Annotated in this window: 10 protein-coding genes; all 10 read right to left on the bottom strand. The window is 41.8% G+C overall.

Annotated elements, in window-relative coordinates; translation table 11 throughout:
• Positions 1–103: 103 nt before the first annotated feature.
• Positions 104–418 carry a helix-turn-helix domain-containing protein gene (locus tag AC6H3C_RS23195; protein ID WP_497517989.1) on the bottom strand — a complete coding sequence of 105 codons (315 nt, stop codon included), beginning with the start codon at positions 416–418 and terminating at the stop codon, positions 104–106.
• A 172-nt stretch (positions 419–590) separates the two neighbouring features.
• Positions 591–1421, bottom strand: a complete 831-nt coding sequence (locus tag AC6H3C_RS23190) for an RteC domain-containing protein (RefSeq protein ID WP_497517987.1) — start codon at positions 1419–1421, stop codon at positions 591–593.
• 168 nt (positions 1422–1589) lie between these two features.
• A complete protein-coding gene (locus AC6H3C_RS23185; RefSeq protein ID WP_497517985.1) occupies positions 1590–2768 on the bottom strand; it encodes a formylglycine-generating enzyme family protein in 1179 nt (392 codons plus the stop codon).
• An 86-nt stretch (positions 2769–2854) separates the two neighbouring features.
• Positions 2855–3775 (bottom strand): formylglycine-generating enzyme family protein, encoded by a 921-nt coding sequence (locus tag AC6H3C_RS23180; protein WP_497517983.1) that lies wholly within the window; start codon positions 3773–3775, stop codon positions 2855–2857.
• 28 nt (positions 3776–3803) lie between these two features.
• Positions 3804–5006, bottom strand: a complete 1203-nt coding sequence (locus AC6H3C_RS23175; protein WP_497517981.1) for an anaerobic sulfatase maturase — start codon at positions 5004–5006, stop codon at positions 3804–3806.
• Positions 5007–5018: 12 nt separating this feature from the next.
• The gene (locus tag AC6H3C_RS23170) at positions 5019–5336 is read right to left on the bottom strand and encodes a carboxypeptidase regulatory-like domain-containing protein (RefSeq protein ID WP_497517979.1); all 318 of its coding nucleotides are present in this window, start codon (positions 5334–5336) and stop codon (positions 5019–5021) included.
• Positions 5337–5382: 46 nt separating this feature from the next.
• On the bottom strand, positions 5383–6822 hold the full coding sequence (locus AC6H3C_RS23165; protein ID WP_497517977.1) for a sulfatase family protein: 1440 nt from the start codon (positions 6820–6822) through the stop codon (positions 5383–5385).
• A gap of 181 nt (positions 6823–7003) precedes the next feature.
• Complete coding sequence (locus tag AC6H3C_RS23160) at positions 7004–8245, bottom strand: IS110 family RNA-guided transposase (RefSeq protein WP_497517975.1); 1242 nt, start codon at positions 8243–8245, stop codon at positions 7004–7006.
• A gap of 117 nt (positions 8246–8362) precedes the next feature.
• Positions 8363–10333, bottom strand: a complete 1971-nt coding sequence (locus AC6H3C_RS23155) for a beta-L-arabinofuranosidase domain-containing protein (protein WP_497517973.1) — start codon at positions 10331–10333, stop codon at positions 8363–8365.
• Between the two features lie 69 nt (positions 10334–10402).
• Positions 10403–11842, bottom strand: coding sequence for a sulfatase family protein (locus tag AC6H3C_RS23150; protein WP_497517971.1), 1440 nt, complete (start codon positions 11840–11842; stop codon positions 10403–10405).
• Positions 11843–11845: the final 3 nt, after the last annotated feature.

The raw sequence follows: 11845 nt of genomic DNA, 5'->3' as shown, positions 1-11845 counted from the left end.
TGGCGAAAAGAGCCGGTACTGTAAATTGATACCGGCACTTTTCTTTTTATGGTCTGACCCGCACCGTTTATCAACGAAGCGGGAAAAGCAAAAAACAAATAAATCAGTTTTTATTTTTCTTATTGCGCTTTGCATGGAAACGGCTGAAATGGCTTTCAATAAATCTCAAAACATCCGATTCCTTATAAAAAGTCTTGTGATAGATCATTTGAAAAGGTAGTTCGTCGGATGAGCGGTAACGTTGCAATGTTCGCTTGCTGATGTTGAGCATCCGGCAAACGTCGTAGTTATCCAGCAGTTTCTCTCCATCAAATAAAGGAACTTCCTCACCGGAATCGTCCAGCTTGTCAACGACATCGTCCAGCCTCGACATGATACGCTGCATCCAACTTTCGAAATATTCCTTATCTATAAACATTGCTGTAACTCATTGAATTACTGCAAAGTTATGTGCTATCCACATGACTGATAAGGAAGTCGGTGCTACTTTTTTTGAAATAATTTCCGACAGCTTATTATTCAATGATTTACAGGACTGCTTTGGGGAGAAACAGCCATGAAAAAATGAACAGATACTCGGTATCAGTTATTCATTTCCTTCTGCCCATACGCCTGAGCAGTGCATCTTTCAGTTTGTCTAAAAAAGGGGTAGGGACATTACGAATTTTCATGTAGCTGAATGCGCGTGACAGGTTTTTGTCGAGCTGGATGTTAAAAACATTTTGAATATAGTCAGACAATTGCGTGAGCGGTACTTTTCCAAAGGTACTGGCGCTGTCCCAGCAGTAGAGCTGTTCCATCAGTTCCGTTTTTGTACCCCTCCAGGTTAGTTTAATTAAAGGAAATCCTGAAGGGAGAGAAGTTATCCCATTGTTATCCAACCGTTCTATCTCATGTATCAGATAAGCCGAAAGTATGTCGTTGGACAATATTTTTGCTACCTTAAAATCGTAGTTAGTAGAAAAATTCGGGTCAAGTTCATAATAAAATGTTTCCAGGTATTGTTCTGTATCTGTTTTCCCCCGCAAAAAATACAAAGAATCCAAGTGGGTAGCACCGGAACGGTAATACCGGATAAAGTCCAGCCGTTTAATGTTATACTTGTTTATCTCGTTTAGTTCTTCGCTTAAGTACTCTTTTTGTTTGTCCACTCCTGCAGGACGGTTCATTTCGATATTGTAAAGCTTTCTGTAATAAATTAAACGATAACACAACTTAGGCTTTATTTCTTTGAAAAAAGTGACTTCCTCCTCCTCATCTTTAAATTGGTATAAAAGGATAAAAGCCTTCAACTGATCAAATGCCTTTGCAAGCACATGAGAAGCTTCCAATGATTTTTTCAGGATATTGAAATCTGATGATTCGATGCGGTCTATTGCTTCGTCCGTTTCTTTTCGCAGTTTGGTGACGTATTCAAGCACGTTTCATGTATATTTAAAATTAAGCGCTTTACCTAAGTATCTGGCCTGATATAACCGATGGTTATTCATTGTTCATTTATGATAGCAATTGAAATTTTTTACTTTTAATGTGAGTATAATTTAAGAAAAGCCTCATTTTAGGTTTTAATTTAAATAAATTTCCTGATCCTACCTTACGGAAACCACACACCTAAATCCAGTATGTTCCAAACTTGTATCCCAACTAGTTTTCATCCGTGCCGCAACACGAAAACCTGAGCAATATTGGTCTGTACACAAAAAGGAACCTCCACGCACTACCCGTTTAGGGACATAAGGCTCATCGGGGTCGAAGGAATCCTGAGGCCCTTCGGGGTCGTTTACAATTCCTTGTTTTGCGCAAATTGAATAGTAATCCGGACGGTACCAGTCGCTACACCATTCCCACACATTCCCTGCCATGTCGTAAAGCCCGAAACCGTTTGGCTCGAACGACATAACCGGCGCCGCATGGTAATAACGATCTTTCCGGGTATTCTCATTGGGGAAGTTTCCCTGCCATGTATTGGCTTTAACAGCGCCTTTATTGACGGGCTCATTGCCCCACGGATAGATCGAATTCGGGCTTCCGCCCCGTGCAGCGTATTCCCATTCGGCTTCCGTAGGTAAACGTTTCCCGGCCCATGATGCATACGCTACTGCATCATCCCACGAAACCTGTACCACAGGATAATTGTCTTTCCCTTCAATGGTACTTTTGGGGCCCTGCGGATGTCTCCAGTCTGCACCAGTCACCCATTTCCACCAAGCTGAAACATTGTTTAGCGAGACCGGATGATTCGGCGGAGAAAACACAAGAGAAGCAGCATCCAGTAGACTATCCGCTGGTTTAGGTGTCCCTGGAGGAAGTTGCTTTTTTATTTCCTCCCAATCTGGTTTGCGTTCGGCTGTTGTCACATAATGAGTAGCTTCCACAAAAGCCCGAAACTGTGCATTTGATACTTCATGCCTATCCATGTAAAAAGAAGATACTTTCACTTTATGCCGGGGAAACTCATCGGGCCTGCCCCAAATCGAATCCCCACCCATCACAAAGCTTCCTCCCGGAATGTAAACCATATTATCATGCGTGGATTCCTTCGTTAATCGGTTGTTAGTTTGTACTGTATCTGCGGCTTGCATGAAAGGCCGGGATGGCAGACCGGACGAACAGCAACTAAGGTTATTGTCCATCCCTACTGAATCTGTTTTTTTGGCTGAACTTTTATCCGGGTTCTTTGGATTTGAATGGCATCCACCGAGAACAAATACAAGAAGCACAGCAGAAGCAATCCTTCTTTGAAAATATTTATATATTATCCGTTTCATATCAGAGTTGAATAAGCATTTTTTAATTCTGGTCAGATTTTAATACAATCTGTACCTATAAATTAATAATTCAGTTTCATTGAAACCTACTCCGCATTCATAGCACACCTGAACCCGGTATTGAACAATGATGTTTCCTGAGTATTGGATGAGCGACCGGTGATGGAGTAACTGTTTTCTCCGTTCTGGTCGAAAAAGAACGAACCTCCCCGGATGACTTTTAATTCTGTATTTTGTTGATCCGGAAAGGTACTTCCCGGATAAGGTTTGTAAGTATCCGAACACCAGTTCCAAACATTGCCTCCCATATCTGTCAAACCACAGAGTGTTTCTCCAAAATAACCAACCGGTGATGTCAACTTAAAACCATCAGCATCCTGTTTGGCCAAAAGGTCATTTCCCTGCCAAACATTGGCCAGGTATTTCCCATTTTTGATCAGTTCGTCACCCCAACTAAATTTTGATGTGCTTTTCCCGCCGCACTGTGCTGCATATTCCCATTCGGCCTCAGTCGGAAGCCTTTTACCTGCCCATGAGGCATAGGCTACTGCATCGTTCCAGCTAACCTGTGTTACCGGATGAGTATCCTCTGCCTGAGGTGAATTCTTCCCCAGAGGATATTGCCAATTTGCACCCGGAACCAACACCCAGCTTGAAGTATTAAAATCGAAAACACCGGAATCTCCAAATTTATCCGCATCAGTTGTATAGCCGGTAGATTCCACAAAACGGCGAAACTCCTTTACGGTAACCGGAAATTTATCGATTTTAAAAGATTGAATATTAACTTCATGTACAGGTTGTTCCTGCGGAGTACCACTTAATGAACCCATCCTGAATGTGCCACCCTTAAAATAAACCATTCCATCCGCCGAAATAGGGACAACAGCCTCGGTCTTTTCTATTAACGAATTACTATTAACCCCGGAGGAAGTTTTGTTTTCCCTGTTCCCGGAACACGAAAGCATTAAAAATGCTAAAACAGATACTGAACTACGATTAATCATGATTTTGTCTATGCTAATTTTAAACGAACTACTTTTTCATAAAATCATCGAAAGCATTGTAAACGCCTCCGGTTTGCTGTTTTACCTGATGGATGGCTTGCTGTTCCTTCCATTGTGCGGCCAACTGTTTCAGCGTTGGATCGGCATGTTTAAAAAACATTTTATAGGTTGTGCAGAACCGTGGCCGGTGGTGATCTGCCGGATCTTTGATGCGGTCTTTGGTACATCCGCCGTAACAATTGCGTAACCAGCTGCACTGCCGGCATTCGCGCGGTAAAACGGCTTTGGCTGCCCCAAATGTCTGTTGGGTCTTCGAGTTCAGCATATTGATAATACGATCATGCATCACATTGCCTAATTTCCACTTAGGTTCCACAAAAAAATCACAGCTATAAACATTCCCGTTGTGTTCAATCACCACGTAAGGGCCACATTCTTTCATCATGGTGCATTCCGGCGCTTCCATTCCTACATACGAATGAAAAACCGATTCGAAATGCCGGATAGAAGTGGTCGGAACTCCATTAACAAAGTCGGCCAGCCACAAATCGAACATCCGGATCAGAAAATTGCCGTAATCGACAGCTGATACCGAAAAAGGAGCTGCTTTTGAAGGATCTTTTTTATCGGTTTCAACAATCGGGATAAACTGCATAAATGTGTAGCCCAAACTTTTATAATAGGCGTACAATTCATCAGGAAATTGAACAGAATAGGAAGTAAGCACACACATGGCATTGGCTGCAACCCCTTCCTGCTGAAGCATGATGGCATTTTCCTCTACCCGCCGATGAGTACCTTTCTGTCCTTTGTCGAACCGGTACCGGTCATGGATGTGTTCCGGCCCATCGAGCGAAATGCCCACCAACCAGTCATATTCTTTCAGGAAAGCAGCCCAGTTTTTATCCAGCAGCATACCGTTGGTCTGTAAGCCATTACCGACCATCTGGTTATGCCCGTACTTTTTCTCCAGCTCAATGGCCCGTTTATAAAAATCCAATCCCATCAGCGTTGGTTCACCGCCCTGCCAGGCCAGCGACACGTTGTCGCCCGACTGTTGCATCACCTGACGGATCAATTCTTCCTGAACTTCAGGACTCATGCGATGAACCGGAGTCTGCTTGAATAATTCTGACTTTTCCAGGTAAAAACAATACGTACAGTCCAGGTTGCAATCCGGACCCGTGGGTTTGATTAAAACAGATGATAAAGGTCGATGTTTTTGTGCCATAATATATTCACTTTAGCTTATTCCAAATTCAACGATTCCACCATTCCTGAAATAATCGGTGGTCTGATAAAAAATCTCTGCAACTTCTTTGTTGGAAACCAGCAGTTTGTATTTGCCTGGCTTTAAATTGTTGAGGAAAAATGAACCATCTCGGTCAGAAATATGCCCATTCTGAAGAGATTCATTATCTGAAATAAGTGTAACTGCTGCAAACGGAATTTTATCGTTGGTAGTTTGATCGGATACTGTTCTCTGAATACTACCATTTTGAGCAAAAAGAAAACTGAAACTAATAAGGATAGTAAATGTAGTAAGAATTATTTGCTTCATGCCTGAATTATAATCTTATAAATTATTCATTTTGATATTGTATTTTTCAAAATGACATGTCAATCTTTTCAGATGGGATAATGTCTGGAACCAGTTTAGCTTTAGTGTATTTAGCTATTTGGGCATCGCATTTTTTGCGCAGTTGATCAACCACTTTTTTATATTTTGGATCTTGTGCCAGATTATTTGTCTCCATCGGATCACGTTCCAAATCATACAGTTCTTCAGGAGTTTTAATAAACCGATACCTGAAGTACTTCCACTTTTTGGTTCTGATCCCTTCACTCGATGGTATCTGAGGCAATTTCCAGAGGTGTTCAAATAAAACAGCTTCACGAACCGTCTCCGGTCTTTTACCTTTTACGTATGGGAGCAGGCTAATGCCCTGATATTCTCCAGGTGCTTTTACGCCGGCTATATCGAGAATGGTTTTGGCTATATCGATGTTGAGTACCATGTCACTGACATCATGGTGTTTTTTTACCCTTGGATCATAAACCATCAATGGTACACGCAGCGAATTATCGTGCATCAACCACTTGCCGGCCAACTGGCGTTCTCCCAGATAGTAACCGTTATCGCCTATGAAAATGATAATCGTGTTGTCGGCTATTCCTTTTTCTTCCAATACTTTCCTGAGTTCGCCTATTTCATCGTCCACCTCAGTAATCATGCGGTAGTATCCCTTTACACTATACTGATATTTTTCAGGAGTGTCGAAGCGCCAGGTCCACCGTAACCGGTTAAAACCTTCCCGCACTTCTTTGGGCAATGCATTAAAGTATTTATCCTCTCCCAACAAAAAAGGAGGAATGACCACATCGGCATACCGCTGATTTGATTTTTCCTGCCAGAAGTACTGTTCCGGGGCTTTATCATGTGCGTGTGGTGCGCTAAAACTTAACGAAAGGCAAAATGGTTTATCTGTAGGTGCATTCTGAATAAACTGCTGCGCCTGATAACCGGTATATCTGGTAAGATGAACTGTATCCTGACCAATGGTCTTGTAAAAATAACCTTTCCTGTTTGGATATTTATCATTGCGGTCATAAATATCGGCAACATTAAAAAGATTTACAGCATCTTTATAGGTGACTCCGAGTTTCCCGAAAAAGCCGGTATAATACCCTTGCTGTTTCAAGGTTACCGGATAACTGAGTTGCATGTATGGTTCCTTTAATGGCCCTTGCTGGAAGGTATATCCGTGCGTCCGCTCATACATTCCTGTTAATATGGATGCCCGGCTCGCGGCACAGATTGGAGTTGTTACAAATGCATTTTTAAAATATGTTCCCTCCCTGGCCAGCTTATTCATCTCGGGAGTCTTAATTATCGTATTTCCGGCATACCCCAAAGCATCCCAACGCTGGTCGTCCGTAAGAATAAATATAATATTAGGCTTTTTGTCAATGATTGATTCCTTTTTTTCTGGTATATATCCTGATAATACGGAGCTACCAACTAAAAGAATTAATAGTTTTTTCATCTATAAATAATTTTGTGTTGACTACTCAAAGTCAACGGGTTTATAATTTTGTTAATAAAGCACAGCCAAGAGTTGTAAAATTTCATCTTCGAGCTCTAAGCTCAACCCTGTGTGCTTAGCTGTGCAACACCTGTTTCATAAGCGGGGCCTAACCTAAACTAATCGGCTTTCATTAGCAGGATCAGACGCTGACGCCCAATCCCTTTAATTCGTTTTGCAAATGGGTGATACGCTTTTGGTTACGTCTCTTCTCGAATTCCTCCACCGGATAAGCCATGTAAGACAGCCTGGCGGTCAGAACAATGTAGGCAGCGTTCAGGATCTTATGTCCTATTATCAATAGCGCCTTTTTACGTCCTTTCCTTGCCGCCATGCTGTCGTACTTGGCCCGCAGGTAAGTTCCCTTGGTTCGTGTCGCTGCCCAGGCAGCCTCTACCAGCAAACTCTTCAGGTACTTATTGCCGTGTGTCGTCCGTCCGCTCATCTTCTTGCCACCACTCTCGTTGTTACCCGGACAGATACCGGTCCATTTGGCCAACCGTTTGGGACTACCAAAGGTCTCTTCAACCGTTGTCCCAATCTCGGCCAGCATCTTTACGGCCATTACTGTATTGATGCCAGGTATGGTCTTCAACAGCTCGATGCTTTTCCGGTCTTCTTCCAGAAGCCGCTCTACTTCTTGCTGTAGCACGGCAATCTGTGATCCCAGATAAGCCATATGGTGTTTGATCTGCTTCAGCATAAACCGATGGTGATCGGTCATTCTTCCGGTAATGGCCTGTAAAAGTTCTGCCTTGCTTACTTTCAGCTTGCCATGGTAGAGTTCATCAATCAAAGCTTCCAGGTCTTCTCGCCCAATCATTAACCCATCGATGATTCCAGTAGCAACGACTCCCGAGGTATCGCTCACCACACTGCTCAGCTTGATATTGGCGTCTTCCAGGATCTTTTGTATCCGGTTCTTCTCTGAGGCCAACTGCTGGGTCAGTTTGGTACTGTATCGGTTCATATCCCGCAACTGACGGATCTTCTCTTGTGGAATAAAGCTCGCTTTCAGTAAGCCGGCCAGCAATAACTTGCAGATCCACTGGCTGTCTTTCTTGTCCGTCTTCCGGCCGGGAACATTCTTCAGGTGCCTGGCATTGACCAGGATCACCTTGAAATCTTCCTCAAGGATGTTAAAGACAGGTTTCCAATAGCCCCCGGTGCTTTCCATGGCAACATGGCTAACGCCATGTTCGCGTAACCAATCGCGTAATTCATTCAAAGAACTGGTGTAGGTGGCGAACGTTCTGGTCTCCTTGACCAGACCTTCTCCATCTATGGTCGCTACAACGTTCTTTTCGTGAACGTCCAAGCCACAACCCCGCTTGATCAACTGTTCAAATTCAACAGTCCGGGCTGATTCTGATACTTTCTCCATAATATGTTAGTTTGTAGAAAGTTACCAACTCTTATTTACATGCCCCTGTGTGTGCTAAAATCTCATGTTCGCTTCATAATCAAAAGTTTTATAATTTAATGATACAAGGAAGCCAACTTATTTACTTTTTTCTTTAAATGTTACTTTACGCAAAACTGTAGATCCAACAGGGACTAAGTATCTTTCGTCACTCTTGCCCGCATTCACAAATAAACCTTTGATATAACCATAAGGGGTATCAAAGGGATATTCATTATTTGATTTGGGATTGCGTTCATAAGTAAACATTTTTGGGTTTTTTAAAAAGTTTATATCAGCATTATCTGGTAATCGTAATTTTTGAAATATAATATCCGCTTGCGATTTTTCTAATGGTTCTACGTCGTAATTGGAAAAACCCTCATCAAATACTTTTGTGGCGTTCTTTTTTTCATCAATATTCATAGCATAAATCAGCGCTCCACGTTTCAAATAAAACTCATTATTGGTAAATCGTTTCACCTCAACCGGCGCATCAAATTCTACCTCAACCATATCATTTTTCTGCCAATTTTTTGAAACTTTATAATAGCCTCCTTCTCTAACTACTATTCCTCCCTTTACGGTAACCTTTGTATTTTTTGACCACCCCGGATTGCGCAGGTATAATGAAAATTCATTCCTAACGGACGGGGATACCGTAAAAGTGATTCTGTTTTCAAAAGGATATTCTGTAGATTCTTTGATATTGATCTGTACACCATTAATTTTTGTATTTACCTCTGAAGCACCGTACAGCTCTGCATAGATTGATTTCTCATCTTTACTTTTCATCCACATATTACTTACGTAATAAGGAATAAGTTTTGCGGCATTTAGGTTACAACATGCGACTTTATGGCAAGCCGCAATTTGATATCTAAACCCATTCTTTTCCAAAGCATCCAGCCTGTTATCTGTTGTTGCGTAAGATATCGCACTGCCATCAGGTAATCTTGCTCCCTGCCCAGCATTAAATGTTACATTTTCAATCAAATCAGCAAGTGCAGTCTTATTGAATTTCTGTAATGCTGATGCACCGCTTATTACAGTCTCTGTGATTGAACAATATTCATACGGTAAATATGGCGATCCGTAATTTCCTGCAACACTCTCGTGAATGACCGGATCTATTACTATTGTCCCTGTCGGAGCCTGAGACAATTTGAGTTTATGAAAAACGTTATCTACTGCCTGTAGCAATTTGAGATTATTTGTTTCAGATGCCAGCCAAAAAGGAACTCGCAAATGCTCAATTACATGTACGGAGTGTTCCATGAACATTCGATCTTTATCCAGTAAATTATTGATTTGATTATCGATGTTTTTTAGCTTTGGCTCTGCTTTACTATAATCGTCATATAACCAAAGGGCAAAATCTAAATATTTTTTATCCCCGGTCAGTTTATACAGCCATTCCAGAGTTTCGCAATACATTAATCCATGCGTCAGTCCCCCTCCATTGGGTGTTGGCTGTTGAAAATATGATTTCCCGCTTGATGTGTAACGGGCTATTGTATAATCTACCGCCCTTTTAGCTGCATCAAAATACTTTTGTTCATGTGTAAATTCATAATAGGCAAGCAGTGCACCCAACATCCGGCTTTGGGTCCATAACTCGCCATTTTCGTTTAATAAGTTGTCTAAACGGCATTCTTCGTCATAAATCCCGATGTAACCGGAGGGCTCCTGATACTTGACAACAGATTCGACAATTTGCCGTGCTTTTTCAATCCAGGCTTTATGCCCTGTCAGAAAAGCATTACGGATAACCAAATCCGCAAAATAGCCCTCGTGTTCCCCGGGCCACCATGTTTCACGCCGAGCCTCCCAGTTGCCATCCTTGTCAATAGAATAGTTCTTCGATTTCTTAGGTCCAAAAACATTTTGCTGCATGGTCGGTTGCATCTTGTCATAGGCCGAAATATATCCTTCCGTGATATCCCTCAACATCTGATTTTTCAGCCAGCCATCTGGTTTTATTTCATTTAAAGGCAGTACCTGAAGCGGCTGCGCCATGCCTTGTACCGCAAGAAAGAGTATGCTACTTATTAAAGTCACTGTTTTCATAATATATATCCTTATTAATCATACCATAACCCACACGGGTGGGATGTTTTATACCATTTTTTAAAAGTTTTACCATTTCCAGGGAATAGTCCCGGTTTCATCCACAACATAGCCCCATTTCTCAATATATGACTGGCCCGGTAAAAATTCATCGTTGGTATCTCTCAGTTTTTGTTTTAAGATTTTCTCAAGGTTTCCTTCCAATTTCGAATATTCGGGATTTCCAATCAGATTATTTTGCTGGTAAGGATCGGATTGGTTATCAAACAGCATCCATGGGCCATTCAAATTTCGAACATAGGTATATCTTTTTGTTCGGATCCCCCGGTATTCAGTCCCCCCTCTTTTCCTGTCCCATTGCCCAAAAGGAGTAATGGATGAAATCAAAACCGGGTTATCCTTTAACTCTTTTTCACCTTTTACATACTTTGACAAATCCTTGCCTTCTATCGATCTCGGAATTTTAATGTTACATAAGCCCAATAGAGTTGGTAAAATCTCAGGTGTAGTAACAGGAGCGTCAATTATTCGCTTTTCCTTACCATGTAAATTAGGATACCGTAATAAAAACGGAACTAAAATGGATTCATCATAAGGTTGCTGCTTGTTGGTTCCGCCATATGAATACAGCATATCGCCATGGTCAGAAGTAAAAACAAAAATTGTGTTTTCAGCAATTCCCGACTGGTCGATGGTTTTCAACAACATATCCAGGCAATCGTCCAATGCATTGACGTGAGCGTAATAGCCCCTAAGCGCATTTTTTGCCTTTAATGTATCTATGTCCGGTACATTTGGCCTTAATTGTATATCAAAATTTTTATACTTTTCTTTATACTTTTCCGGGGCTGTATGGTATGGATCATGAGGTGGCCCCCAAGATAAAACCAGCAAAAACGGCTTTTTATCCATCGCATGTTCCTTTATATAATTCTGCGCATCGAGAGTTTGGTCAAATGCATCGTACCCCTCCCATTTAGATGGAACAGTTTCTTCATTGGCATAAAAAAGGGAATTGTTGTAGTCATGTGTACATTCAAGTACCTTCCAGTATTCAAACCCTTGCCTTCTCTCCGTTGGTATATAACTGGATCGCCCATGTCCGTCAAGGTGCCATTTCCCGATGTAAGCAGTATTGTACCCTGCTCCCTTAAAAATCTTTCCCATGGTATTTGCCTCCGGGTTTAACGGTGCATCATTCATGAAAATTCCATGGGTCAGCGGATATTGACCTGTAAGGAGGCTTGCCCGGTAGGGACAGCATACAGGTGTGCTGGAAACAGCTCTTGAAAATACAACTGATTCCGTAGCTAATTGATCAATCGCCGGCGTAATTGCATTGGGGTCGCCTGCAAAACCGGTAGCCTGGGCCCGCCACTGATCAGCAAAAACAAAGACCACGTTAGGTTCTTTCAAAACCTTTTTTGAATCCTTATTTATACTGACACAGGAGGTAAAAATACTTAATGCTAAAGTTGAATAAATTACGGCATTTAATGTTGGCTTCATAAT

This window comes from Gaoshiqia sp. US2, from assembly GCF_059705485.1.
Note: the sequence above shows the minus strand (reverse complement) of the source record. Positions and strands in the feature narration are given on the sequence as shown.